General features: G+C 56.2%; 22 protein-coding genes. 4 read left to right on the plus strand and 18 right to left on the minus strand.

The genetic code is table 11. From position 1 onward, the window contains the following. Positions 1–17 precede the first annotated feature (17 nt). Positions 18–701, minus strand: a complete 684-nt coding sequence (gene rpe / locus C8R31_RS14020) for a ribulose-phosphate 3-epimerase (RefSeq protein ID WP_107694767.1) — start codon at positions 699–701, stop codon at positions 18–20. A 206-nt stretch (positions 702–907) separates the two neighbouring features. Between rpe and apaG the strand changes: the two genes are divergently transcribed. Then, positions 908–1,291, plus strand: coding sequence for a Co2+/Mg2+ efflux protein ApaG (gene apaG / locus C8R31_RS14025; RefSeq protein WP_107694704.1), 384 nt, complete (start codon positions 908–910; stop codon positions 1,289–1,291). Between the two features lie 83 nt (positions 1,292–1,374). On the opposite strand, the gene der is transcribed toward apaG, so the two are convergent. The 11 genes from der to purL all read right to left on the minus strand — a co-directional run bounded on the left by der (position 1,375) and on the right by purL (position 17,724). After that, entirely contained in the window at positions 1,375–2,775 is a 1,401-nt protein-coding gene (der, locus tag C8R31_RS14030; RefSeq protein WP_107694705.1) for a ribosome biogenesis GTPase Der, read from the minus strand. Positions 2,776–2,866: 91 nt separating this feature from the next. Beyond that, positions 2,867–4,078 carry an outer membrane protein assembly factor BamB gene (gene bamB / locus C8R31_RS14035; RefSeq protein ID WP_258192718.1) on the minus strand — a complete coding sequence of 404 codons (1,212 nt, stop codon included), beginning with the start codon at positions 4,076–4,078 and terminating at the stop codon, positions 2,867–2,869. A 145-nt stretch (positions 4,079–4,223) separates the two neighbouring features. Beyond that, on the minus strand, positions 4,224–4,862 hold the full coding sequence (locus C8R31_RS14040) for a tetratricopeptide repeat protein (RefSeq protein ID WP_107694707.1): 639 nt from the start codon (positions 4,860–4,862) through the stop codon (positions 4,224–4,226). A 14-nt stretch (positions 4,863–4,876) separates the two neighbouring features. Further along, positions 4,877–6,166, minus strand: coding sequence for a histidine--tRNA ligase (hisS, locus tag C8R31_RS14045; protein ID WP_107694708.1), 1,290 nt, complete (start codon positions 6,164–6,166; stop codon positions 4,877–4,879). Next, on the minus strand, positions 6,156–7,406 hold the full coding sequence (ispG, locus tag C8R31_RS14050) for a flavodoxin-dependent (E)-4-hydroxy-3-methylbut-2-enyl-diphosphate synthase (protein WP_107694709.1): 1,251 nt from the start codon (positions 7,404–7,406) through the stop codon (positions 6,156–6,158). Before ispG ends, hisS begins: the two co-directional genes overlap by 11 nt. 32 nt (positions 7,407–7,438) lie before the next feature. Next, positions 7,439–8,419 (minus strand): RodZ domain-containing protein, encoded by a 981-nt coding sequence (locus C8R31_RS14055; protein ID WP_181320625.1) that lies wholly within the window; start codon positions 8,417–8,419, stop codon positions 7,439–7,441. Positions 8,420–8,516: 97 nt separating this feature from the next. Continuing rightward, on the minus strand, positions 8,517–9,614 hold the full coding sequence (rlmN, locus tag C8R31_RS14060) for a 23S rRNA (adenine(2503)-C(2))-methyltransferase RlmN (RefSeq protein WP_107694711.1): 1,098 nt from the start codon (positions 9,612–9,614) through the stop codon (positions 8,517–8,519). A 20-nt stretch (positions 9,615–9,634) separates the two neighbouring features. After that, positions 9,635–10,060 carry a nucleoside-diphosphate kinase gene (gene ndk / locus C8R31_RS14065; RefSeq protein WP_107694712.1) on the minus strand — a complete coding sequence of 142 codons (426 nt, stop codon included), beginning with the start codon at positions 10,058–10,060 and terminating at the stop codon, positions 9,635–9,637. Between the two features lie 185 nt (positions 10,061–10,245). Further along, a complete protein-coding gene (locus C8R31_RS14070; protein ID WP_258192719.1) occupies positions 10,246–12,324 on the minus strand; it encodes a M1 family metallopeptidase in 2,079 nt (692 codons plus the stop codon). A 17-nt stretch (positions 12,325–12,341) separates the two neighbouring features. Continuing rightward, on the minus strand, positions 12,342–13,580 hold the full coding sequence (locus C8R31_RS14075) for a ChaN family lipoprotein (protein WP_258192720.1): 1,239 nt from the start codon (positions 13,578–13,580) through the stop codon (positions 12,342–12,344). Between the two features lie 109 nt (positions 13,581–13,689). Next, on the minus strand, positions 13,690–17,724 hold the full coding sequence (gene purL, locus C8R31_RS14080) for a phosphoribosylformylglycinamidine synthase (protein WP_107694768.1): 4,035 nt from the start codon (positions 17,722–17,724) through the stop codon (positions 13,690–13,692). A gap of 181 nt (positions 17,725–17,905) precedes the next feature. Between purL and C8R31_RS14085 the strand changes: the two genes are divergently transcribed. From C8R31_RS14085 to C8R31_RS14095, 3 genes are all read left to right on the plus strand, one after another. After that, positions 17,906–19,429, plus strand: coding sequence for an NAD(P)H-hydrate dehydratase (locus tag C8R31_RS14085; protein ID WP_107694714.1), 1,524 nt, complete (start codon positions 17,906–17,908; stop codon positions 19,427–19,429). Between the two features lie 174 nt (positions 19,430–19,603). Continuing rightward, entirely contained in the window at positions 19,604–20,206 is a 603-nt protein-coding gene (locus C8R31_RS14090) for a peroxiredoxin (RefSeq protein ID WP_181320627.1), read from the plus strand. Positions 20,207–20,328: 122 nt separating this feature from the next. Beyond that, a complete protein-coding gene (locus C8R31_RS14095) occupies positions 20,329–20,793 on the plus strand; it encodes a bacterioferritin (RefSeq protein ID WP_107694716.1) in 465 nt (154 codons plus the stop codon). A gap of 60 nt (positions 20,794–20,853) precedes the next feature. On the opposite strand, the gene C8R31_RS14100 is transcribed toward C8R31_RS14095, so the two are convergent. The 6 genes from C8R31_RS14100 to C8R31_RS14125 form a co-directional block, all read right to left on the minus strand. Further along, complete coding sequence (locus C8R31_RS14100) at positions 20,854–21,072, minus strand: hypothetical protein (RefSeq protein ID WP_107694717.1); 219 nt, start codon at positions 21,070–21,072, stop codon at positions 20,854–20,856. 148 nt (positions 21,073–21,220) lie between these two features. Further along, positions 21,221–21,493, minus strand: coding sequence for a hypothetical protein (locus C8R31_RS14105; protein ID WP_107694718.1), 273 nt, complete (start codon positions 21,491–21,493; stop codon positions 21,221–21,223). A 214-nt stretch (positions 21,494–21,707) separates the two neighbouring features. Next, positions 21,708–22,175 carry a hypothetical protein gene (locus tag C8R31_RS14110; protein WP_107694719.1) on the minus strand — a complete coding sequence of 156 codons (468 nt, stop codon included), beginning with the start codon at positions 22,173–22,175 and terminating at the stop codon, positions 21,708–21,710. Continuing rightward, the gene (locus C8R31_RS14115) at positions 22,172–22,786 is read right to left on the minus strand and encodes an acyl-homoserine-lactone synthase (protein WP_258192721.1); all 615 of its coding nucleotides are present in this window, start codon (positions 22,784–22,786) and stop codon (positions 22,172–22,174) included. The genes C8R31_RS14110 and C8R31_RS14115 overlap by 4 nt, the downstream gene beginning before the upstream one ends. A gap of 306 nt (positions 22,787–23,092) precedes the next feature. Then, complete coding sequence (locus C8R31_RS14120) at positions 23,093–23,413, minus strand: hypothetical protein (protein WP_146164605.1); 321 nt, start codon at positions 23,411–23,413, stop codon at positions 23,093–23,095. A gap of 27 nt (positions 23,414–23,440) precedes the next feature. Further along, positions 23,441–25,546, minus strand: a complete 2,106-nt coding sequence (locus C8R31_RS14125; RefSeq protein WP_107694721.1) for a TonB-dependent siderophore receptor — start codon at positions 25,544–25,546, stop codon at positions 23,441–23,443. Positions 25,547–25,633 lie beyond the last annotated feature (87 nt).

The raw sequence follows: 25,633 nt of genomic DNA on the forward strand, positions 1-25,633 counted from the left end.
GATCAAGCTCAGCCAATTCAGACTTTAGCCAACTCTGCCCGGAGTGCGCCCACGACTGTATCATAACGATGTGGGTCACTGTCCCGGCCCGCGCCGTAAATCGCGGAACCAGCAACGAAAGTATCTGCGCCTGCACGCGCAATTTCCGCGATGTTGTCCACTTTTACGCCGCCATCAATCTCGAGAAGAACCTTCCTGCCGCTTTCGTCTATGCGCTTGCGTACCGCCCTGAGTTTCGCCAACGCTTCGGGGATAAACTTCTGGCCGCCGAAACCGGGATTTACAGACATGATCAGCACCAGGTCCAGCTTATCCAGTACGTGGTCCAGGTAATTCAAGGGAGTGGCAGGGTTGAACACGAGGCCCGCTTGGCATCCTTGCTCCTTGATGAGCCCAATCGTGCGGTCGATATGGTTGGATGCCTCCGGGTGAAAGGAAATAATATTGGCTCCCGCCTTGGCGAAGTCCGGAACAATACGATCCACCGGCTCAACCATCAAATGCACGTCGATAACTGCATCCGTCAACGGTCGGATTGCCTCGCAGACCAGCGGCCCAATGGTCAGATTGGGCACATAGTGGTTATCCATCACATCAAAGTGAATGAAATCCGCACCTGAATCGATGACAGCGGTGATCTCCTCGCCTAACTTGGCAAAGTTTGCAGAGAGAATACTCGGGGCGATGCGATAGTTAGCCATGAAGGGCATCCTTTAGTCGAAAATTCGCAATTTTAACCGCAAATGGCAATCTCGCGTTAACTCGCTCGACAAACGAGTATTTTGCAGGTTTGCCTACATCCACGATGGAGATCCCGTCACCCTGAATACCCCGCCGTTCGGCCTTTTCAACTTATTTTGTCGGAACCACCCTTGCCGTGAGGCAAAAAATAGTGTGCAATGTAGCTATGGATGAAGGAAAAAAGTACGAAATTATTGTCAAGGTTCAAACCACATATCTTCCGGAACAGTCGGACGAGGCGCTCGATCGTTATGTTTTTGCCTATACCATCGTCCTCTCCAACACCGGCACCGTTCCGGCGCAGCTCATCAGCCGTCACTGGATTATTGCGGATGGAAGCGGCGGCGTGCAGGAGGTACGCGGACTGGGAGTGGTGGGAGAACAACCCCTGTTGAAACCGGGCGACAGCTACGAATACACCAGCGGCACTGCTATTTCCACACCGGTTGGATCCATGAAGGGCAGTTACCAGATGGTCGCTGAAGACGGCCTCCGTTTCGACGCATCCATTCCAGAGTTTATCCTGAGCGTTCCCCGAGTGTTACATTAGGGCGCTTCCTTCTCGCCCTTTCCGCCTTTCTTTTGTATCCCGTTAACAACGATACTGCCGCTGGCGCTTGCGCCATCCCAATCTCAGCTATAATGCTTTCTTCCGTATCTGCGACGGCGGTGCGCCTGTTTTGCGTCGGCCTCGCTTAAAGGAGCAGGCCGCTTCCCGGCAAAAGGATTCCGGCCCGTTTTAAACTCCACCCGCAAAGGCGTCCCTTCCAGCTGGAAAGTTTCGCGAAACATATTTTCGAGATACCGCTGATAGGTCTCCGGCACCTGATCCAGGGCGCTGCCATGGATTATGATCAATGGCGGATTGGAACCGCCCTGGTGGGCATAGCGCAATTTCGGCCGCGAGGCGCCACTGCGCGGCGGAGGTTGCTTCTCTACCGCTGCAATCAGTGCCCGGGTGAGCTTGGGGGTCGGTAAATGCGCCATCGCGGCGTTGTAGGCTGCGTTTATTGATGGCAACAGGCCTCTTATGCCGCTACCAAGCAGCGCGGAAATATAGTGAAATTTTGCGAAACTCATCAGAAAGGGCAGTTTCCGGGCTATGCTGGTCTTGATCACGTCACGTTGATGATTGTCCAGGCCGTCCCACTTGTTAATCGCCACCACCAGCGCACGACCCGTCTCAAGGATGAATCCGGCGATGTGCGCGTCCTGATCCGATATCTCGCTGCTCGCATCCAGCACCAGTATTACGACATTCGCGTCTTCCACTGATTGCAGCGTTTTAACTACCGAAAACTTCTCCACCGTTTCGAGCACCTTCCCGCGCCGACGCAAACCAGCGGTATCAATCAGGGTATACCTGCGGCCGTTGCGTTCGAAATCGATATAAATGCTGCTGCGAGTGGTCCCAGGCTGATCAAAAGCGATAACGCGATCCTCGCCCAGCAAGGTATTCACGAGCGTTGATTTGCCAACGTTCGGGCGTCCGACAATGGCTATTTTCGGCTGCTCCTCCTGTTTTTCGGCTTCCTGCTCCTGAGGAAAATCAAGTAGGGCCAACTCGACCAGTTCACTGACGTTATCGCCGTGCTCGGCTGAAATTGCGCAGGGCTGCCCCAGTCCAAGTTCGTGAAATTCAGCAGTAACGACGGAGGATGACATGCCTTCCGTCTTGTTCACCACCAAAAGTATTCCGCGCCCGGTTTTACGCAGTTGCTCCCCTATGATTCTGTCTTGTGGAGTCAAACCGGTCCTGCCATCAACAATGAAAAGGACCAGGTCGGCCTCGTCGATCGCCTGTCGTGTCTGCTTGGCCATTTCATGCAATATGCCCTCGGTGGCCATGGGTTCGAAACCGCCTGTATCCACCACCAGGTAGGGCTTTTCGCCCAGCCTGCCGTGACCGTAATGACGGTCTCGCGTCAGACCGGGAATATTCGCGACGATCGCGTCGCGGCTGCGCGTCAGGCGGTTAAAAAGTGTCGATTTCCCGACATTGGGCCGCCCGACCAGAACAAGGGTAGGTTTCATGGTTCAGGCTATGCTGAAGACTAAAATACTCAAGAGGAGAAAAAGTAAACCGTCCGCGTTAAACGCGGTTGAATGACTGGCGGTCAGCGGTCTACAGCCCGAATGCGAAGATACCGCCTTTCCTGGTTTGAACCGCGAAGCCGTTCGGCAGAGATACCGGTCGGGTAACAATCGGACTGTCGTCACTGGCAGAGCGCGAAATCATGTCGCCGTTCTCACTCTTTATGACATTAACGTGCCCTTGGGAATCCCCGACTACAATATGATTCCCTTGAAGAAGAGGCGGAGACAATTTCATGCCGTTAAGCAGCTCCTGTTTCCAGATCGAAGTGCCATCCCGTTTGTCATAGGCCGAGATACTGCCGCGATTCTCGCTGACATAAACATAATTATTGTCCATGGCGAGACCTGCATTGCTCGATACATCCTTCGCCCAGAGCTGGTTACCCGTACCAATTTCAAAGCAGGCGACCCGCCCCTGATAGGCGACAGCGCATACCTGCTGTTCATCGATCATCGGCGGACTGGTGATATCGGCAATACGCTCCAGTTCCGTGGCCCCTCGCGGCCTTGCTACCACCGCTTCCCAGCCCGCCACACCGTTGGATAAGTTTATTGTTACCAGCTTGCCACCCGCAAAGCCCGAGTATACGGTATCCCCCGAGATCAGGACACCGGCAAAGTTGCGCACGGTGAGCGATGGGGTGGCACCCTGGTAAACCCACTTGCGTTTGCCGCTGCCGGCTTCCAGGCCAAAAATCCGGCCATCCCCGGCTCGAACGACGACCATGCCGCCGGCTGCCTGCGGCGGACTCAGCACCTCGCTGGAGACTTGGGCGGTCCATAAGGGCTTACCATTTTCCCTGTCGTATGCCAGCACCTCGCCTTTGAAAGTTCCAACCATCAACATGTTTTCCCCGGTGCCGATACCGCCCGAGAGCCGCCCCTTGGTGTCGATCGTTCCTTCTTCCTTCCCCGATGCCGAATTGAAACGCACAAGACGGCCCTCGGTGGATGCCGCGTAAACCGCACCATTTTCGAATACGGGAAAAAATACCGCCGCTTGACTCTCTTCCAAAGCGTTGCGCCACAACGGGCGGGCGGGTGGAATCTTTACCAGCTGCGCGGTCTGTTCCGGACTCAACTCAACCTTACCACCCCCGAAGAGGTCGGTGACACCTGACACATCGATATCTGCAAGGCCGGTTATCACGTCGCGTGCCAATTCGGTAACGCCTGCGCACCCGGATAACGCGAAGATCGAAACTCCCAGCACGATATGCTGGCGAATGACGTTAGACACGGGCTTGCCTGATGGCATTGTTATTGTTCAAAACAAATAGGTATCGTTACGTTGATGGATTTGACTGCATCACTTACTGCCGGAACAGAAGAAGCTGTTTGCCGCCCCTTTCACGCGAGCTTCCCGCGCGCGATTCCAAACCCGGTTATTTCGCGTCGAGCAAAGCGTCGAGCTTCATTTGAACGATATTGAAGTACGTCCCCTTCCCACCCATCTTATCGAGCGCCATTTGATAAGCAACCCGCGCTTCGGGAATTCTTCCCGCTGCGGAGAGCACATCACCTTTAAGATCAGCGTAGAGACCGTCAAAAGATGTACCGTGCTTTGTTTCCAATATCCGCAGGGCATCATCGTATTTTTTCTCATCCAGCAGGATGCCGGCGAGTCGCAGCCGAGCAAGATTCTTCAGCTCATCTTCCTTCGAATTGTCCAGCACCCACTGCAGCCGGCTCTTTGCGTTTTGCAAGTCACGCGCGTCGAAGCTCGCTCGTGCCGAGATTATCGCTGCCCGCGAGGCATAGCCGCTGCCGGGAAAGCCTTCCATGAGCAACCCCGCGGCATCGTTGATCTTCTTGGGGTCGCCGCTTGTCTGGAGTTGCAGTAGCGAATCGAATAGTTCCGCCGCCTGCCCGGTTTTTTGACTCTGGTAGTACTTCCACGCCTGCACGCCCGCGATGCTGGCGGCAAAGACCGCCAAGCCAATGACGATGAGCGTGCCGTATCTTCTCCACCAGGCTTTCAGTTCGTCTATTTTTTCCTGCTCTTCCAGATCATAAACTGCCATTTAGAGTGTCCCCATCAAGAACCTGTTACTCCCGAACCTCTGAGCAAGTCGGCCGCTTCCGCGAGCGCGACTCTTACCTGTTCGGCTGCTTCGCGCAGGGGCTTGATGCTTATCTCGCCCGCTTGCACTTCCTCATCGCCTATAATGACTGCAAAACGTGCCCCACTGGCATCTGCTTTTTTCATCTGCGCCTTGAAGCTGCCGGTGCCGCAATGGAGAATTGCCTGCAACCCTCTTTCCCGCAGATGCCTCACGGTTTTCCAGGCGAAGCCATCCGCAGCCTCGCCCTGATGCACTACATAGGCATCGGGCACAGGACCCGGTATATTTATGCCGCTTTCCGCCATCAACGCCAGCACTCTTTCAATGCCCATGGCAAAACCGCAAGCGGGGGCCGCTGATCCCTTCCCGCCGCCGATCTGCTCCACCAAGCCGTCATAGCGGCCGCCGGCGCATATCGTACCTTGCGCGCCGAGCCTGCCGGTGATCCATTCAAATACGGTGCGGTTGTAATAATCCAGTCCCCTCACCAAGCGCGGGTTGATCTCAAAGTCTATCCCCTGATTGCGCAGGATTTTCTGCAATCCCTCGAAATGCGCGAGGGAATCCTCGTCCAGATCATCGAGTAACCGCGGTGCTCCATCGATGATCTCGCTCATTTCAGGATTCTTGCTGTCCAGTATTCGTAACGGGTTGCTGTGCAATCGCCTGGAGGCATCGTCATCAAGCTTGCCCAGATGGCGCTCCAGATACTCAATCAACCGGTGTCGATGCACTGCACGGGACGCGGTGCTGCCAAGTGTGCCGATCTCAAGGCGCACATCAGAGATACCCAATCTTCTCCATAACTCCGAACACATAATAATGAGTTCGGCATCGATATCCGGGCCTGCGTAACCCAGCGCTTCGACCCCTACCTGATGGAATTGACGGTAACGTCCTTTTTGCGGCCGCTCATGACGAAACATAGGTCCGGAATAATACAATCGTTGGGGGCCGGCATAGAGCAGGTTATGTTCCAGAACCGCACGTACGCAGGACGCGGTTCCTTCTGGACGCAACGTCAGGCTGTCGCCATTGAGATGGTCCAGAAAGCTATACATCTCCTTCTCGACGATGTCGGTCACCGCACCGATCGAACGTACGAACAGGTCGGTCTGTTCGACTATTGGCATGCGGATATTACGGTAACCGTAAGCCCCCATGGAGTCGCGGACAACCTGCTCGAAGAACTCCCAAAGGTATATCTGGTCAGGCAGGACGTCGTTCATCCCGCGGATGGCTTGAATCCCCCTAGTGGACATTACCTGCTTTCTTCGGGTACTTCATTTGCACGTATTCATCGACTATCTGGCGAAACTCTCCGGCGATGTTGTCGCCTTTCAGCGTCACCGATTTTTGCCCATCCACGTACACCGGCGCCACCGGCCGCTCGCCAGACCCGGGAAGACTGATCCCGATGTTGGCGTGCTTGCTTTCACCCGGGCCGTTGACCACGCAGCCCATCACCGCCAGGGTCATATTCTCCACCCCATCATACTCCTCGCGCCATACCAGCATCTGGTTGCGAACATAACCCTGAATGCTCTCCGCCAACTCCTGAAAATATGTACTGGTGGTACGCCCACAGCCGGGACAGGCGGCCACCAGGGGCACAAAGGCGCGCAGCCCGGTAGTTTGCAGGATCTCCTGCGCGACGATCACCTCACGCGAACGGTCGCCGCCCGGCTCGGGTGTCAGCGATATGCGAATGGTATCGCCGATTCCATCGAGCAGCAGCACCGACAGCGCAGCGGTAGATGCCACGATTCCTTTTGATCCCATCCCCGCTTCTGTCAATCCGAGATGCAGGGCATAATCGCACCGCGCAGCAAGGTCGCGGTAAACTGCGATCAGATCCCTTACGCCGCTCATCTTGCAGGATAATATGATCTTGTCGCGGCCCAACCCGATCTCCTCGGCTCTCGCTGCGCTTTGCAGCGCGGAGGTGATCAATGCTTCATGCATAACCACTGACGCCTCCTTGGGGTCGCCTGAGCGCGCGTTCTCATCCATCATCCTGGCCAGCAACTCCGGATCGAGGCTACCCCAGTTGACCCCGATACGCACCGGCTTGTCATATTTGCAGGCGGTCTCGATCAAGATGGAGAACTGCTCATCGCGTTTCCTCCCATGACCCACATTACCGGGATTGATTCGGTATTTGGCCAGCGCCCTCGCGCAATCGGGATATTCCGTCACCAGCTTGTGACCGTTGAAGTGAAAGTCGCCTATCAGGGGCACATGACAGCCCATGTCATCAAGCCGCGCCCGTATCGCAGGCACTGCTTTGGCTGCCGCGGGGGTATTGACGGTAATCCGCACCAGTTCCGATCCGGCACGCGAGAGTTGGGCCACTTGCGTTGCCGTGGAAATTTCGTCTTCCGTATCGGTATTGGTCATGGACTGAACCACTACCGGGGCGCCGCCCCCGATCGTTATGGTATCGACGCGCACGCCGACACTGTTGCGGCGGGGCGGAAAAATATCTTGTGACTTAATCATGATAAGTATGAAAATCCGTAAATTTAAGAATCCTATTCTAGCGACAGACGTGCAGTTCCCCCATACACGTTGATGTGGGGCGTCAAATCAACCGGGTTGCTATTGTAGACTAGCTTGACCTCGGCAGCGTTGCCGATCTTCAGAGAGAATGGCGGCGTGCCGCGCAGCACCTGCTCGGTACCCCGGGCATTAACCCGCGACAATAGCAGCCTCCCCTTTCCGTCCCTGGCTTCAACCCAGGACTCCCCCTCGAATATCAAGCGCACGACACCCGGCCCTTCGTCCGCCAATTCCCGCGAGGGCGCATCAGCCGACCTGGAAGCGGCGGGTTGCTGGGCGGGTTGCTGGGCCGCTTGCGGCGCCGCCGGCACGACCGGAGAAGACGCAGAACGCACGGGCGGGGGCTGAACATCGGGCTTTGGTTCAGACGCGGCAGGCCTGCCGGCAGAAGCCGCGATATCAGCTCCGTCAGCCGTAATTTCCGGGGGCGCCTCGAATAATGACGCGTCTGAAGTTTGCTCCGTCTCCACTCTGCTCTCCACATTGCCGCCTGGCGCTTTTTCGATATTCGCCTCGCTGCCGCGGTAAATTTCATACACAAGCAGTAGCAACGCCAGAACGATCGCTACCCCGATAATCAGGTTGCGCTTACCGTGGTCCCGATTTGATGGAAAGGGAATTCCCTCGATTGGATACGAAATGGTTTGGGTAGGCGGCGGGGGGGGAAGGGATTGCTCTAGTCGCTGCAACAACGGCGCCGCATCCATTTGCAGCAGCTTAGCATAGTTGCGCACGAACCCGCGGAGAAATGTGCCGCTTGCAACCTTGGAGTAGTCGTCCTCTTCCAGTGCTGTAACCTGCCTCACCGATAACCGCAATTGCCGCGCGATATCCTCTATGCTCAAACCGCGTTCCAGCCGCCCGGCACGCAATGATTGGCCCGGGCCCGATTCGGTTTGCGCTGGTTTTGGTTCGGCTATTTCGCCGAAGTTGTTATCTTGAGGATCCGTCATCAGCTGGACACACCACTGCCTGGCACAAGTACTTTCATGCCTTCCTGAACCATGCATCCGATTGCCGTTTCCGCCGCAAAATGAGCCATGGTCCGCCTCATCTTGCCGGTTCCGATAACCTGCGGTTTGCGCGCCGCGTCTTGTCCAGCACTTTTCCGGCAAGCTGACCACAGGCTGCAGCAATGTCATCGCCGCGTGTCTTCCTTACCGTCGTTACCAGGCCAGCTTGCATCAGCACATCTCGAAAGCGCGAGACCGCTTCTGCCGAAGAACGTTTATAGCCGGAATCCGGGAAGGGATTGAATGGAATCAGGTTGAATTTACAAGGCGTATGCCGTACCACTTGCACCAATTCCCGCGCATGAGCCACGCTGTCATTAACACCATCCAGCATGACGTACTCAAAGGTGATGAAGTCCCGCGGCGCTGATTCGAGATAGCGTTCGCACGCCGCCAATAATTCCTTGATGGGGTATTTCCTGTTGATCGGCACCAACTGATCGCGCAGCGTATCGTTCGGCGCGTGCAAGGATACGGCCAGTGCAACAGGGCAGCGTTCGCGCAGCCGATCCATGGCAGGCACCAGTCCCGAAGTGCTCACCGTCACGCGCCGCCTGGAAAGGCCATAGGCATTATCGTCCAGCATCAGATCGAGTGCTGTAACCACATTTTCAAAATTGGCGAGCGGCTCGCCCATGCCCATCATCACCACATTGGTAACGGCACGCTCCCGCACAGGTTCGTTTTCTGACTCCTCGGCCAGGGCTTTATTGGCCCACCACAGCTGGCCAATGATTTCTGCGACAGTCAAGTTGCGGTTGAATCCCTGTCTGCCGGTAGAGCAGAAGCTGCATGCGAGCGCACATCCAACCTGGCTGGAGATACAGAGGGTTCCGCGATGCGTTTCAGGTATGAAAACCGTCTCGATACCGTTACCCGCTCCAACCGACAAAAGCCACTTGCGCGTACCGTCGGCAGCGATATTATCGCTGATAACCTGGGGAGGATTGACCACGGCGGCCGCGGCGAGCTTATCCCTTAACCCCTTCGCCAAATCGCTCATCGCGGCAAAATCCGCCTCGCCCGAACGGTGTATCCAGCGCAGCAATTGGCGCGCGCGAAACGGCTTCTCGCCTATTTCCTTACAAAAACCGGCAAGAGATTTCGCATCGAAATCGAGGAGATTGACGCTCATATGGTGAGCTGCGTTCCGTCCTATCGGGAATAAATATTTAGTTCAGGGAAAAAGTACGCGATCTCGACCGCTGCCGTTTCAGGCGCATCGGAGCCATGCACGGCGTTGGCATCGATACTGTCTGCGAAATCGGCCCGTATTGTTCCCTCCTCGGCCTTCTTGGGATCGGTCGCGCCCATCAGTTCACGGTTCTTCCTGATTGCGTCGTCACCCTCCAGTACCTGCACCATCACCGGTCCTGAAATCATGAATTTCACCAGATCATTAAAAAACGGACGGCTTCGATGCACCGCGTAAAAACCCTCTGCCTCAGTCTCGGACAGGCGCGCCATGCGTGCCGCGATGATTTTCAACCCACCGCCTTCAAAGCGTGAATAGATTTCCCCGATCACGTTTTTTATCACCGCGTCAGGCTTGATAATGGAAAGGGTTCTTTCGACCGCCATCAAATTCTCCTACTAAATTTATGAAAATAAGTATATTTTAACAAAAAACCGGTTCCAAAGTCGGTAAATGAGAAAACCCCTGCCGACGGGGCTTCTCGGGGCAGGTAACGGATCAGTCAATGGCTTTTTCGATTCGGCTGGATACGCACCAGATCCGAAACGGTATATTTCCGGCTTGAAGACCATTAGTCCAGCTTTACGACCTGCGAGCGTGTGGGCCACGCACCACGATTGATCACCTTTGCGCCATCAAACACCACATAGCTCTGGCGGCCGTAATGGGGCAGCGGCCGTGCCAATGCAGCAAGTGAGGGAACATCCGCCGCAGACACCATCGCGAGGGTCACACCATCAGGTCGACTCACCGTCCATGCTTGCGCCGAGCCCTTGCCCTTCATAACGTCGGGACGCGCCGGCAGACGATGCTTAGCAAGCCAGGCATCCACCTGGTCCGCCAGGCCAATAACCAGCAGGGGTACAGCCGGCAGGTTATCGTCATCTGCTCGCATGGCCATTTTTGGCGCGCGGTTTTGCATTTTGGCCGCGAGCGTTTCGGCCGCGCTGCGCGCCTCTCCGTTTTCCGGCAGCAAAATCGTCTCAGCTCTGTGATCTACCATCACCTGGCGCAGGATTGGCGGGGCCTCATCGGGCATCAGGCGGCGGAATATGCGGAGATCCGGGTCAAGGATTATCTCCATTGGCCGGCTGCGAACGTCAACGGTAAATGCCTGGCGCGCACTCTCCAGGTCAAGCACGTGAACTTCCTCGCTCTCGGCGGTGCGGATCCCAACCGGTACACGCAAACGGTACACTGGCTCAGCTTGCTCAAGGGTAACCGTAACCCGATGGCTACCCGAGCCCGGCTTCGCCAGCGCCGCGTCCGCTATTCGAAGGACCGGCGCGCCCGGTCGCGTAAGCCATTGGTCAAAAAATGGACCGAGATTCTGCCCGGACGCTTTCTCGAAGGCCTGCCGCAGGTCCGCCCACGAGGCGATACGGAAGCGCTGCTCGCGCCAGAAGGTTTGAAGCGCCCGATCGAAGGTATCCTGCCCGAGCATGTCGCGCAGCATCAAAAACAGCATCGCGGCCTTGTTATAGCCGACAATCTGCGTCGCACCATGCAAACGCGAAGTAAATGTCGTGAGTGGTTTATCCTGCCCAGGCGCCAGCGCGGCAAAATCACGCAGCCAGCCACGCCGCATATCACGGGCAGCATCGGCGCTTTCACGCTCCTTGTACGCATAGTCCGCCATGAACGTGGTGAGCCCTTCCGACCAGTTTCCTTGAGCGTAATCAGGGTACACGCCGTTCCCCCACCAGTTGTGCAGCACCTCATGACCCAGCGAGGTGCCGCGGATGAAGGGCAACCTCAGCACTTCCACTCCGAGATAAGTAAGCGTAGGCATACCGAAACCCGTCGGCGTCGGGCTCGATACCACGCTGAATTCACTGAACGGGTACTCGCCGATCCACGATTCGTAGAGTCCGAGATAGCCTTTCACCGAATCCAGGTACGCCGGTGCAAGATCCGCAATTGACGAATGGAAGTAGGTTCGTAGCTGTATGGGCTTGCCGCCTGCCCCCCGTACTGTGCGCGTATCGACAACATAGGGACCCGCCATGAGATCGATTCCGCCCGTTGGAGCCGGAAACTCGAACCGTGCGCGATACCCCTCGGCCGTTTCGGTTTCCTCGACAAGACGACCGGGCACGATACCGCGTTGCCCGGCAGGCAACTCGATAGTCAGATTGTAGCTGGCAAGCTTATCCGCCAGAAAGGGGTACCAGCCGCTCGAATCCGGCAGAAAAGTACCCGCTTCCCCGCTGGCTGGGTCATTCCGTCCCAGTGTCTGATGATGGTCGAGCGCCGTATCGAGGGCAGCAAGCTCCCCGCGCCAATGGATCTCGATACGGCGGGGCAGTTTTTTATCGCCTAAGATCCGCCAGCCTCGCATTCTACCCATGGTCGCGGCTGGCCCAAACGGCTCGGCATCTACTCGTCCACGCATGACTTCGAAGCGGCGGCCGATCACCAGCGTCAACTCTTCGGGTGTGTTGGCCGTGATAACACTGCGTCCTTCAATCTTGCGCGCAACAGGATCCAGGCGCACGGTAATGTCATAGTGGACCTCGGCACTAACCGGCGTGGCGCCAGAAGTAGCGGATGAGGTCGCGGACGACGTAGCAAAGACTGTGGTCGCCATAAGCATCGAAAACAGGAAACCGACTACACCTTTCATGTACGTGAGACGTGCGTGCAGCATGGGCTTGTTCCTTGGGTTCATTTCCGCACCGCCGGAAACTTGGCAATAATCTCGCTCGTATCGCTGCCGCGTTTTAATGTAAGCGGCAACCAAGTGCCCGGTGGCTGGCGTTTGACTGTCTCTACAATATCCTCGGTCCGCTTGACCGGCACGCCAGCTGCTTCGACAATAATGTCGGCGTCGCGAATACCAGCCGTCTCCGCAATGCTCCCCTTCTCCACCTGCAGCACGCGCGCACCGCCATCCTGGGCCATTTCAAAGCGGATCCCCAGGCGCGGCCGCGAGGAAAGTTCCGGGGTGGCAGGCGATAGCGATGCGATACCAAAAACTGCGTCTGCCATTCCGGTCGCTATTTGACCACACCCGGTGCCGCTATTCCACGGCAAGAGGGTCCCTACATCGCCCACCCCCAGGTCCTTCAGTTGGTGGGGAACGCCATAGCCATGCCTGATGTGCCCCGAGCCCATGATTCCGACTACAAGGGGACGACCCGGACGCTCCAGGGCTGAGTGTATCGCTTGGGCCATTGCGCGGTCCCAGAGTTGCTGACCTTCAACAAAGCGCAGAAAATCCGGGTCATCCGGCTTGGTATCGCCCCGCTTCTTGCCACTGCGGTCGTGCTCGCCATAAATCGGCAGGAGATAACCCAGGTAAGCGGCGCTGGGCGCAGCGGGCTGGGTCACGCCTTCGCGCTCCTTCTCAGCCACGCCCGCAAAGCCCTTCGAAGCGACCGTCCGCCTTAAACGCGTGTCGATATTAAGGGCCACCATGGGTATCCGGTTCATGCGGGCAAAATGAAATAATGGCAAGTAAAGATTCGCGTCCGTGCTCCAGACGGTGCCCCAGTCGGCAGCGGCAAGAAACTGAGCCTCGGTAAGGTCTCCAGCCACCCATTGATCAAGCGCTTTTTGCACACGCCGCGGAAACATCTCGAAACCGATAACCATTTCTGGCCGTGCAGCATGCAACGCAGCCAGCGTCTGCAATTGCCAGCGGTGATGCTCAGCGTTATCGTGCATTTCGCCCAGCAGCACTACCGGGCGTTTGGCTGCCTTGGAGATGACCTCAGACTCGGTAATCTTTCCTCCGCCCGGCACGACCCAGTTCCCGACCGGGGCGCAGTCGACGCTTTCTCTTTCCTTGTTATCCACTTTCGTCTCCGCTAATGCAAGGTTGAGGGGCACGCTAACGGCAGTTATCGTCATTGCCGATAATGCGCCAACCAAGGCAAAGAAAACGTTCCGGATAATTTTCAAGCTGATGCTCCTTATCATTTGTCGTACTCATTCGCACGCGTTCTCAAACTCACCTGTCGTCTATCAGCTTTGCCGCGAGCACAGTTTCCGATCGCTTCGGCAGTGGCGCTTACCCCACCCATTTGCGCGCATTCCGGAACATGCGCATCCACGATGCGTCTTCGCCCCAGTCAGGATGCCATGAGTGCTGGACGGTTCTAAACCCGCGCTCCGGATGGGGCATGAGTATGCTGAAGCGGCCATCCGGCGTGGTGACACCAGCAGTAGCTGCGGGCGAGCCGTTGGGATTGAGCGGGTAAATCTCGGCAATTTTGCCGCGGTTATCGACGTAACGGAGCGTCACCAGGGATGAGATGACTGAGACAGCTTTCTCATCGGAGAATTCAGCGCGACCTTCACCATGCGCAACGGCAATGGGCATCCGGCTGCCAGTCATGCCCTCGAAAAACAGCGACGGGCTTTCCTGCACCTCCACCATGACAAGGCGAGCCTCGAACTGCTCCGATTTGTTCCGCCCGAATTTGGGCCAATGTTCGGCACCGGGAATAATCTGATGCAAATTGCTCATCATCTGGCAGCCATTGCACACGCCAAGAGCAAAAGTATCGCCGCGTGCGAAAAAAGCTTCGAAGTCATCGCGAGTACGGCCATTGAACAGTATCGAACTGGCCCATCCCTCCCCTGCCCCCAGAACATCACCGTAGGAGAAACCGCCGCAGGCGGCAAAGCCCGCGTAGTCCTTCAGCGAAATCCGTGCGGCGATGATGTCGCTCATGTGTACGTCAGTCGCGGAAAATCCGGCCCGGTCGAAGGCTGCCGCCATCTCCACATGCCCGTTCACGCCCTGTTCGCGCAAGATCGCGACGCGAGGTCTGGCACCGGTGGAGATATAAGGGGCGGATATGTCGTCGTCTACATCGAAACTCAATTGCGCATGCAAACCGGGGTCATCGGCGTCGAGTATGCGGTCATATTCCTGTTGCGCGCACTCGGGATTGTCGCGCAGCTTCTGCATCTGATAAGTCGTTTCTGACCAGGCGCGATGAAGGTCGACGCGTTTCTCAGCAAAAACCGGTTTATTGTTACGCAAAAAACGGATCTCATCCTTGTCGTTAACCCCGCCAATGATGAAGCTAACGTCTCGCAAGCCATACTCCGCGAGCACACTCAGCACATCGAGGCGCTCCGCGGTCTTTACCTGGATTACGGCGCCTAGTTCTTCATGGAACAAGACACGGAGGATACGCTCCACAAATCTCCCGCTCAGCGCTTCTGGCCGGAGTTCATGACCATCCACATCATTCGCAGAAGCATCGAAGCACAGCTGATCGAGATTTATGCTAATTCCCGCGCGGCTGGCAAACGACATCTCGCATAAAGTGGCGAAAATCCCGCCGTCCGAGCGGTCATGATAAGCCAGTATTCTGCTTTCACCGTTTAAACGTTGTATGGCAGAGAAAAATCCCTTGAGTTTCTCCGCCCCCTCGGGAACTTTTATATCCGGCGCGTCATCGCCCACTTGCTTGTAGACCTGGGCGAGCGCCGAGCCCCCCAGCCGGTTCCTGCCCTCACCAAGATCAATCAGGATCAACTCGGTCTCGCCACAGTCGGTGCGCAACTGAGGGGTGAGTGTTCTGCGCGTATCCGTTACTCTTGCAAAAGCGGAAATAACCAGCGACAGGGGGGCGGTCACTTCCTTTCTGATTGCCCCCTCCCGCTTGCCGGCCCCGCCAGCGACGCTTGTCCCGGCTTGCCATACCGTCTTCATCGACATTGAATCCTTACCCACCGGGATACTGATGCCCAGCCTGGGACACAGCTCCATGCCGACTGAGTGCACCGCATCGAACAGGGCCGCATCCTCGCCGGGATGCCCTGCCGCTGCCATCCAGTTTGCCGATAGCTTGATCTCTCCGATAGTTGCTATCGATGCCGCGGCGATGTTGGTAATCGCTTCACCGACCGCCATCCGCGCCGAGGCCGCCGGATCAACCAGAGCCACCGGGGCGCGCTCGCCGATCGCGAACGCTTCCCCCAGATAGGTTTGATACCCCATCGAGGTTACTGCCACATCCGCTACCGGGACCTGCCATGGACCCACCATCTGATCGCGCACGCTCATGCCCCCGACGGTACGATCGCCGATACTGATGAGAAAGGTTTTATCCGCCACAGCTGGCAGCCGAAGGACCCGATAGGCGGCTTCCCGTACATCCAGCCCCGCGGTATGAAACGGCAACAGCGGTTTTTGGATATGTATAACCTCTCGGATCATTTTTGGCGGTTTGCCCAGCAGCACAGAGAGATTCATATCTGCCGGACGGTTGTCGAACACCGGATCAATCACAACAAGCTGTTCGTCCGCGGTGGCAATACCTACCACCGCAAACGGACAGCGTTCACGCTCGCAAATTTCACTGAACAATTCCAGCGATTCCGGCCGGATCGCAAGCACATAGCGCTCCTGAGACTCGTTGCTCCAGATTTGCATGGGAGACATCCCCGGTTCCTCCGAGGGAATATCGCGCAAATTCACCCGACCTCCCCTATCGGACCCGTGCAAAAGCTCCGGCACCGCGTTCGACAGGCCGCCCGCGCCCACATCGTGGATGCTGAGAATCGGATTAGGTTCGCCTCGTCGTTCCATCTGCCAGCAACTGTCGATGACCTCCTGCGCGCGCCGCTCCATTTCGGCATTGCCGCGCTGAACGGAATCGAAATCGAGCCTCTCCGCATTTGTTCCTGTATCCATGCTCGACGCCGCCCCACCGCCGAGACCGATCAACATACCGGGTCCACCGAGCTGAATCAGCAGTGCGTCAGGTGAAAATTTCTCCTTAAGCGAGTGTTGCCCGGCAATATGGCCGATGCCTCCAGCAAGCATGATCGGCTTATGGTAACCGCGCATTTCGCCTGCGACGTGCTCCTCGAAAGTGCGGAAGTATCCCGCCAGGTTCGGACGTCCGAATTCGTTATTAAACGCCGCTCCGCCGATCGGACCCTCAAGCATGATCTGAAGGGCCGAAGCAATACGGCCCGGCTTGCCGTAATCTCCCTTGCCCGATGGCGCGCCCGCTTCCCAAGGCTGAATAAAACCGGCGATATTGAGGTTGGAAACGGAAAAGCCGCTGAGTCCGGCCCTCGGTTTTGCCCCTCTGCCGGTGGCGCCTTCGTCGCGAATTTCGCCTCCGACCCCGGTTGCGGCGCCGGCGAAGGGGGCAATCGCCGTGGGGTGATTATGGGTTTCCACCTTCATCAGGATATGTGTCTGCTCCTCGCTGTACCCATAGGCGTTCTCCCTGCCCGGGTAAAAGCGAGCGATATTCGCGCCCTCGATAACCGATGAGTTGTCTGCGTACGCCACCACGGTACCTTGAGGGTTTTGCTGGTGCGTGTTGCGGATCATCGAGAACAGCGATCTCGTTCGAGGCTCGCCGTCTATTATCCAGTCGGCGTTGAATATCTTGTGGCGGCAGTGCTCGGAATTGGCCTGGGCAAACATCATCAATTCCACATCCGTGGGATTGCGGCCGATGCGCAGAAAATAGTCCGCGAAATAATCTATTTCATCTGGAGACAAGGCAAGCCCTGCCTCGCTGTTGGCCTTTTGCAGCGCCTCGGCGCCTCCGGTCAGTACATCAATTATTTGAAGCGGCGCAGACGGAAAATGCCGGAACAACTTCTCTGCATCATCCAGGGAGTTGAACACCGACTCGGTCATGCGATCGTGTATCAGCGGGAGCAGCACTCCCCTGACTCGAGCCGGTAAGCCGGAGGGAGAACCTTCGGTTTGTACATAGACGGCGACCCCACGCTCCAATCGCTCCACTGCTTCCAATCCGCAATGGTGAGCGATATCAGTCGCCTTCGTGGACCAGGGCGAGATCGTACCGGGGCGGGGCACGACCAGCAACAACTCGCCCTCGGGATTTTGCATCGTTTGAGCCAGGTGTGGCTTGGGGGGACATTTGAGCAATTGCTCAAGGATGGCCATTTCCTCTTCGCGCAAACTACGCGTAGCCGCGCAAAAATACCAGTATTCCGTCGAAATATGGGAAACTTGCGAGGCTTCAGTTTTAAGAGCACCGACCAGTTTTTCCAGACGGAACGGTGAAAGCGCGCGGCCACCACGAATGCGAAGCATCAGCATGAGTCGGTTAGAGTGAAAAAATAGGGGCGCTGGGTTGTGCAAAGACCGGACTTATTCAGCAGATCCTAGATTTTACACGAGAGGCAGGCGCGCCGCAGCCCGGCAACTCTGTGTGCCCTTCAAATTCACAAGAACGTGAAATCAGTTCAATGGAAGCTGGATTATCAGACACCGCATGATCACCTCAGCCCATCAGGAACTCAACGCTGTCTATTTCACCGCTGAAATCCGGGAAATCGAGCGGCTGGCCGCTGCTCTGCCCGACCCCCCGCCACTCATGGAGAAAGCGGGCCTCGCTGCGGCCGAAGTCGCCCGGGACAAACTGCTGAATCAGGGCAAAACCAATGTGCTGGTGCTCGCCGGGCCCGGGAACAACGGAGGTGATGCATTCGTCGCAGCTCGCCATCTGCGCTCATGGGGGTACAAGATTACGCTGGTATTTACCGGCGAGCGCTGCAACCTATCTGACGACGCGCGACACATGCTGGACCTGTGGATCGCCAGCGGAGGTGAAATAACAGGGGCAATTCCACTAGACGAAGAATGGGACGCGGTAATCGATGGCCTGTTCGGCATCGGGCTTGACCAACGGGTGGGGCGGGATCTCTCAGGTAAATATCTTGCCCTGGTCAATTCAGTGAATGCAATGAAAGTGCCCGTTCTTGCCCTTGATATTCCGAGCGGCCTGGGCAGCGATACAGGCATAGTACGTGGCGCGGCGATCCGGGCTGCAATTACGGTCACATTCATCGGCCTCAAACCGGGCCTGCTCACGCATTGCGGTCCTGATCATTGCGGCGAAATCTTCGTCCGTAATCTCGATCTGGACGCCCCCGCGCTCAAGACCCCGAGTTCATGGGCAGTGGATTACGCATACGCCACAACACTGCTGCCAGCCCCGCGTCCCGCTGATAGCCATAAAGGTATGTTCGGCAGCATAGGGATCGTTGGCGGATCAGCAGGAATGACCGGTGCGGCGCTTCTGGCGGGGGCCTCAGCATTGAAGCTGGGAGCGGGCCGCGTCTATCTGGGCTTGATGGCTGCGAACGCGGTCGGCGTGGATACCTCCCAGCCTGAACTGATGCTGCGCCCGATCCATGAATTGTTCAAGGCTGGTCATCTCAACTGCCTTGTTATCGGCCCAGGACTGGGAACAGAACCTGACGCATGTTTCTGGCTTAACTGCGCACTGGAGTCCACCCTGCCGCTGGTGCTGGATGCAGATGCTTTAAACCTCATCGCCGCGTGGTCCGATATTGCCAGCTTGTTACGACACCGCCAGACACCTTCCGTTCTCACCCCTCATCCCGCGGAAGCGGCGCGCTTGCTGGGTCGCGAGACTGGCTCGATCCAGAATGACCGGATGGGCGCCGTACGCGAGCTGGCCGAGCGGTTCAACTGCTGCGTGGTACTGAAAGGTGCTGGCAGCGTTTGCGCCGTACCCGGCGGTAAAAGGTATATCAACACGAGCGGGAACCCGGGTTTGAGCAGCGCGGGTACGGGTGACGTACTGTCTGGTTTGATCGGCTCCTTTTTAGCCCAAAAATTAAGTGCCGAACACGCGCTATTACTCGCCGTCTATCTGCACGGCTCAGCGGCCGACGTGTTGTGGATGCAGAATGGCGGACCAGTCGGCATGACCGCCTCGGAACTAGCCGATGCGGCACGAGGCCTGCTGAACCGTTGGGTCTATACTTAGACACTGCAGGTACCCGGGGCTGAGCTACCATCCTATTCCGGTATTTGTACAACCTGATTTCGGCAAGAAATACGAGATTTCGCAAAACGGGTAGAAAATGTTCTAATCTTAGGACTGCCCGCGCACACGACTCGTGGCAGCGCCGATTCGATTAATTTACAGAGGAGAATGTCAATGTCCGTACTTGTTACTCATCTTGCCCCTGACTTTACCAAGCCCGCCGTCCTTGCGGATGGCACTTTCAATGACGCTTTTAACTTTCATACGGAAATCTCGGGCAAATACGCGATGCTATTCTTTTATCCGCTCGATTTTACCTTTGTTTGCCCCTCGGAAATTCTCGCTCACTCGCACCGCGCTGAAGAGTTTCGTAAGCGCAACGTGGAGGTTATCGGCGTTTCGGTCGACTCGCAGTTCACCCATTACGCATGGCGCAACACGCCCATCGATAAAGGCGGCATTGGCCCCGTGGGGATTACGCTGGTCTCGGATGTCGGGGGGGATGTCATGCATGCATATGGCATCAGCCATCCCGATCACGTCGCTTTGCGAGCTTCCTTCCTGATTGATAAAAACGGCATTGTGCGCCATGAGGTGGTGAACGATCTACCGCTCGGGCGGGACGTGGATGAGATGTTGCGCATGGTGGACGCACTGCAATTCCATGAAAGCCATGGTGAGGTTTGCCCCGCCGGCTGGAAAAGCGGGGAGCCCGGCATGAAGGCGAGTCCGGAGGGGGTAGCCGAATATCTGGGCACTCACGCGGAGCAGCTATGAAGCACAGCAGGCTTTTTGAAAGGTGAGACAACCGAAAAACAGCGCGGCAAGGCCACTTGCCGCGCGAGGATGATCGAAAAGACCCATCCTGGGTTTCTTGCAATGATTTAAGGAGAAGCTAAATGGACTTCGATAAAGAAAGAGCGGTTGCAGTATTGAACAGAATCATGGAACTGGAACTGGCTGGGGTGGTGCGGTACACGCACTATTCCTTGATGGTCTACGGCTATAATCGGATCCCAGTTGTCGAATGGCTCCAGAAACAGGCCGAAGAGGGTCTGCTACATGCACACAGGGCGGGGGAACTGGTCACGCTGCTGGGCGGATATCCGTCGTTGTCGATTGGCCCCCTGCTTGAGACTCACCATCATGACATTGGCGACATACTTAGGGAATCTTTGGCGCATGAAGGCGCATCATGCGCAGCCTACTATGAGCTTCTGGAACTGACCCAGGGTAAATCGGTACTGTTGGAAGATTACGCGCGGAGCCTGATCGTCGAAGAAGAGATGCATGCCGACGAGGTGAATAAAATGCTACGCCGGACCGGTACCACTGGCGTATATGAAGCGCCTAAAGGCCGATAGGCGTTGATGGGAACGAGAGATCGCCGGTTTAACAAGTACCTGTATTAACGTAAAGCCGTGCTATTCGGCGGCTCTCATGTCGCTCTGCACCATTCCGCTTAACTGGATCATGAGATCTACTTCGCTTTCTTCTTCATCCAGGATCTGGCTGGATTCATACATTTTCATCAGGGAGCAAAGCGCGTCAACGTTGTTTAGATCAACCGAAGGGGAAGTACAGGAAGTATGGACGTCAATCTCGCTCAGATTCCGTCCTGCCTCTAGTCTGCTGATAGTCATTCAGAATCCCTCCGTAAAAGTGTTCCCGGGACCAGGTGTCGCCAGGGGCAGTATCACGCCCGGCGAAACAGTCAGCGTTGGCGAAAGATCCGGCAGAGGTCCGTATAGAAGCTGAAATTTAATACGCTCCATCGCGTCACCCTATCCCTTATCCGAATCGTTTTTTCTTGCTTCTAGCCCACGGGGAGCCACGAACGATGGGCGGTTTAAGACCATCGACCTCATGGGGAGGGGCGGAGCCGTAGACGGACGACGACGCTTCAGCGGAATCAGGGACGCCTGCTTCGCCGACTGCGGGTGTTGGGTCAAGGCCGAAGCTTCGGCCGGGCTGTATGGCACGTCGTTGGACGCTGTCAGCGGCCTGAACAGGCTTCCGGAATTCCGACAGCAGCATTATTAACGCGGGTAGCTGGGATTTCATGTTCCCTCCTAAGTGAACAGGTTTCGCCAGCACAATCTTGGTATTTCGCTGGCCTGTTCAGGCTACCGGGAACACATGGCGTTCAGATGTAAGTTTTGTGAACGTTTTATAAATAATCGAGATGCTTGCCGGCATGAGTGCCCTGGTGATGAGGGGTAGGAGGCGAGCAGATGAGTTGTCTAGCTGGTGCTTCTGGTTCCCATTTCCTTTACGCTCAACCATTACTCCGGCGCCGGCCTGCATATTCGAAAGTAATCGGCTCCAGCAACGGGCGCTCGCACTCCTCGCGCATCAATGCCGCGGTTTCGCCTAAAGCAATTTCACGCAGGCGGCAGCGCATGTTCAATACCCCATTGCCGGACTCAAAGATTCCACAGGTATGTTGCAGCGCTTCGTCGTGCCGATCACATTCTTCGTTGACTACCTGAGATCCGATATTGTTCATCACCGCTACAGGCAGATGCGGAAAACGCCGCCTTGCCTCCCGGATCCAGTGCAGGAGATTTACCTGTTGCGTGCAATCCTGAACCGCGCCATCCACCAGTACCATATCGTAGGTTTTCAGATCTCGTTGCGGAAAATCCTCCAGCGAAATCCGCTCCAGTCTGTGCCTGGATTTATCCAGCAGCATTTGCAGAATTTGGCGCGTATCCTGTCTCTCACCCACCAGCAGGATATTCACGCTGCTTTCCTCTGCGCATTTTCTGGAAGCGTACCGAATAAGGCGAATTCTGTAATCTCGTCAATTTCGATGTAGCAAGCCACCGTCATCACCCGACCAATCTTGATCGGGGGACCCAGCCTTGAAACGTTGACTCCGAGCCTGCGTACCAATCTCTCTACCGCAACGGTCGTCACGGTGACATAGCGCTTGATGCCGTTATGCTGGGCGAAGCGGAATAAGGTCTGCATCATCTTTACGGGAATTTCGCTGAAACCGAAACCGGCGCTTTCATACTTCGGTACCGTAACCGCGAAGCGGCTCAGCTCCCAGACATCGGATTGGTGCGGCGCGTGCTGTCCATGCAACAGTTGTGGAAACGTGTCCCTCAGCATATTAGGGCCCATGGTCGGGAGTAGCCGCCAGCAGCCCAGCACCTCATCTTCGTCGCCTTTTGCAAGTACATAAATGGGATCAGCGTGGTCGAACTCGTCGTGTTCCATTCCATTATCCGTGGTGACCTCCCAGCCTAACCGATCGTGGAAAACTTCATGTCGCAGCCGGTACATTCCTGTCGCTGCCCGCTGATCCAAAGAACCATTCCCGTGTTGCGCAAGCATGATCTGTCCCATTTGTTTCGCATCCGTCGTTGGTTATGACGGTGCTATGAAACAACGGAACGAGACCCCGGGGATAGCTGTAAAATCTTACAGGAACAAATGCTGAGTATCCTCTGAAACCGTTGCCTGTAGCAGGTTTCAGAGGTTAGCAGCGTTAAGCTTCTCCCCGCTTTTTAAGGTGTAATTCCTCCCCAAAAATAGAAGTACTGTCGCTGGTTTCGCATTTCATCAGTAAAAATTCGCCCGGCGACAGACCTCAGAAGGATGCGTTCAAGACTCGGCAGTGACGTACCCTATCGCCGTGCTTTGTATATCCGCTTACATCGTGGGTAAATTGTGGTAGCCGGACCCGAGTGACTGGATCTCCGGGCCGCCAAGTGCGCGGACGCGCAAGCCCCGTATGGAAGGATCGAGCTGCCGCAGCGGCGCGCCCCGGCCAGCATTGCGTACCATGCTCTGCACCCGGAACACTGCGACGTCCACGCAGCCATGGGTGAGGCTTACTTGATTGCAAGCTCCACAGACAAAATACTGCCTGGTTTTTTTTCGAAAAGAGGAAATGGCCGGCGCAGCGAATTCGTACTTACGGTTGCCCTGCTGCACCCGGCGCCCTGCCGCGACGCCGGGGATGCAAGGCAACAGTGTACTTTCTGAAAAGTCTGTTTCTTAATTGAAATTGAAACGGATCGAACCGTACGCGCTAAGCGGGTCCCCAGGCAATGCACCGGCAAACGTCGCGTTGGTAAAGTAGGTCTTGTCCGTCAGGTTTCTGATATTGACCGCGAGATCCATTCTTTTTACCCGATAGGAAACCGCAGCATCAAAAACGACATAAGACGGCACCCTCAAAAGGTTCAGGCTATCGGCAAACGTATCGCCCTTGTACGTTACCCCGAAGCCGAATGTGAGACCGCGGGCCAAGCCGCTTTGGATCTGATAAGTACTCCATAAGTTGGCCGCGTGAGTAGCGACTCCAACAGGCCGCGTCCCGTAAACGCTTCCGGTGATGCCAAGAACGGCATTGGTAGCCACATTGAGCGCCAACGTCTCAGGATCCATCCATACGCCGCTACCGATAATATTCAAGCCCGCCAAAGGTCTGAAACCCAGCGAAAGTTCCACTCCCCTCGATCGATCCTTGCCATCCTGGGTAGCCTGCCCCCCCGAACCGGGCAAAATGACGAAGTAGTTGTTGCGGCTGGTTTGAAAAAGCGCCACGTTTAAATCGGCCTTGCCGTCCAGCAGAGAGGTTTTTGCGCCCACTTCTATCTGATCGGATGTTTCCGGGGCGCGGGAGACTGCCTGCGCTTCCGTGGCGAGATTAATAAACGCGCCGGTGCTGTAGCCGGCGTAAAACGCCAGATTTTCGGTGGGCTGGTATACACCCCCGGTTGAATAGGTTGTCAAGGATTTGGTCTGAACGATCTCGCGATAGCCGTAACTTCCCGATACCAGCTGAAATCCCTTGTCGCTGTACTGTACCAGATCGTTTCTTATTCCGAGACGGAGCTTGAATTGCTTCGTCAAGTCTATCTGATCCTGCGCATAGAACGACGTTTGATCGCTTGTAATCCTGCGATCAAAGATGGGCCTGCGCGTGAGTCCGTTCAAGGAGGTTTCTACATTTACAGGATTAAAAACATTGATGGACGATAAGGTGTAATCACCGCGCACCGTATTGATGTCCGTGTTCTTGTATTCAAATCCTCCCAAAAACGTGTGTTTAACCGGACCAGTGGTTGTTTTCCATATGAATTCGTTCTGCAATATGGTGTAACCCGCCCTATCGAATTGCTGACGCGCGTCACGCCCGGTCGACACACCGAGCGCATTCCCTTGATTGCCGCCGCCGTTTCGCACGATCTCAAGGGTACGCGCATCGTATACGAATGCGGTACGCATGCTCAAGTCATCTGATATTGCCCAGTTATGGGTAAGTCCCAGGCGATTGATCGTATGGTCCGTCTTGTTGAACGGGCTGTAGTACCGGTTATTGCGCGACACATTGGCGATATTGGCATTGAAATCGAAAAGTATGCCGTAGTTATCCGGCTTGATCTTCATTTCCCGGTGATCGTAGTCAATCAGGAGCGTTTTATTGTCGGCCAACCGCCAGAGCAGGCTAGGGGACGCTTCAAAAACATTGCGTTCAAGCCCGCGAAATCCGTCGGTATGCTCAAGGTTGCCAATGGCGCGGCCGGCGAAACGCTGACCCAGAGGGCCCGTCAAATCGACAAACCCATTCCGGGTTCCGAAACTGCCAAGCATGGTGCCTGCAGTCAACTCGAACTGGTTTTGCGGCTTTTTGGTAATGATGTTCATGCTGCCCCCCGGTCCGGCAACACCGAACAGCGCTGACCCAGGCCCTTTCAATACTTCGATGCGGTCAACGTCATACATCGTGCGGAAGTAACTGTTTTGGGCAGACCCGTCCGGGATATCGTCGCGTAAAAAACTGAGGGAAAGACCGCGCGAAGTAAAACTGTTCCCGAACCCATACCCGCCTCCCATCAGCGGCTGAACACTGGGTACGTTGCGCATGGCATCGTTCATGGTGATGGCCCCTTGCTCCTTTAACACGCTGGCCGGCACGACGTCGACGGTAGCGGGGATATCGCGTAGTGGAGTATCGGTCTTGCTCCCTGTACGCGCTACATCCTCCAGCGTGCCGGGACGAACCCGGCCCGTGGTGACTTTTATCTCCGGCAAGGGGTTATGTTTTTCCTTGTCGACCCGGGTCTCCTGAGCAACCGCGCTTAACGGCGTTGCCATTATCCCCAGATACAATAAGGTAATAGGGCCAATCCGTCGCGATCTGCGTTTGAAACTGCGAAAATGTTTCACTTGTAGTCTCTCTGT

Origin of the sequence: Nitrosospira sp. Nsp2, from assembly GCF_003050965.1 — a bacterium.
In the GTDB taxonomy this organism is placed as follows: Bacteria; Pseudomonadota; Gammaproteobacteria; order Burkholderiales; family Nitrosomonadaceae; genus Nitrosospira.

Coding starts and splice junctions, on each gene's coding strand:
- rpe (WP_107694767.1), bottom strand. CDS start 701: ATGGCTAACTATCGCATCGCCCCGAGTATTCTCTCTGCAAACTTTGCC.
- hisS (WP_107694708.1), bottom strand. CDS start 6,166: ATGTCCACTAGGGGGATTCAAGCCATCCGCGGGATGAACGACGTCCTG.
- C8R31_RS14090 (WP_181320627.1), top strand. CDS start 19,604: ATGTCCGTACTTGTTACTCATCTTGCCCCTGACTTTACCAAGCCCGCC.
- purL (WP_107694768.1), bottom strand. CDS start 17,724: ATGCTTCGCATTCGTGGTGGCCGCGCGCTTTCACCGTTCCGTCTGGAA.
- C8R31_RS14055 (WP_181320625.1), bottom strand. CDS start 8,419: ATGACGGATCCTCAAGATAACAACTTCGGCGAAATAGCCGAACCAAAA.
- C8R31_RS14105 (WP_107694718.1), bottom strand. CDS start 21,493: ATGAAATCCCAGCTACCCGCGTTAATAATGCTGCTGTCGGAATTCCGG.
- C8R31_RS14125 (WP_107694721.1), bottom strand. CDS start 25,546: ATGGCAACGCCGTTAAGCGCGGTTGCTCAGGAGACCCGGGTCGACAAG.
- C8R31_RS14095 (WP_107694716.1), top strand. CDS start 20,329: ATGGACTTCGATAAAGAAAGAGCGGTTGCAGTATTGAACAGAATCATG.
- C8R31_RS14040 (WP_107694707.1), bottom strand. CDS start 4,862: ATGGCAGTTTATGATCTGGAAGAGCAGGAAAAAATAGACGAACTGAAA.
- rlmN (WP_107694711.1), bottom strand. CDS start 9,614: ATGAGCGTCAATCTCCTCGATTTCGATGCGAAATCTCTTGCCGGTTTT.
- C8R31_RS14085 (WP_107694714.1), top strand. CDS start 17,906: ATGATCACCTCAGCCCATCAGGAACTCAACGCTGTCTATTTCACCGCT.
- der (WP_107694705.1), bottom strand. CDS start 2,775: ATGAAACCTACCCTTGTTCTGGTCGGGCGGCCCAATGTCGGGAAATCG.
- C8R31_RS14100 (WP_107694717.1), bottom strand. CDS start 21,072: ATGACTATCAGCAGACTAGAGGCAGGACGGAATCTGAGCGAGATTGAC.
- apaG (WP_107694704.1), top strand. CDS start 908: ATGGATGAAGGAAAAAAGTACGAAATTATTGTCAAGGTTCAAACCACA.
- ispG (WP_107694709.1), bottom strand. CDS start 7,406: ATGATTAAGTCACAAGATATTTTTCCGCCCCGCCGCAACAGTGTCGGC.
- C8R31_RS14115 (WP_258192721.1), bottom strand. CDS start 22,786: ATGGGACAGATCATGCTTGCGCAACACGGGAATGGTTCTTTGGATCAG.
- ndk (WP_107694712.1), bottom strand. CDS start 10,060: ATGGCGGTCGAAAGAACCCTTTCCATTATCAAGCCTGACGCGGTGATA.
- C8R31_RS14070 (WP_258192719.1), bottom strand. CDS start 12,324: ATGCTGCACGCACGTCTCACGTACATGAAAGGTGTAGTCGGTTTCCTG.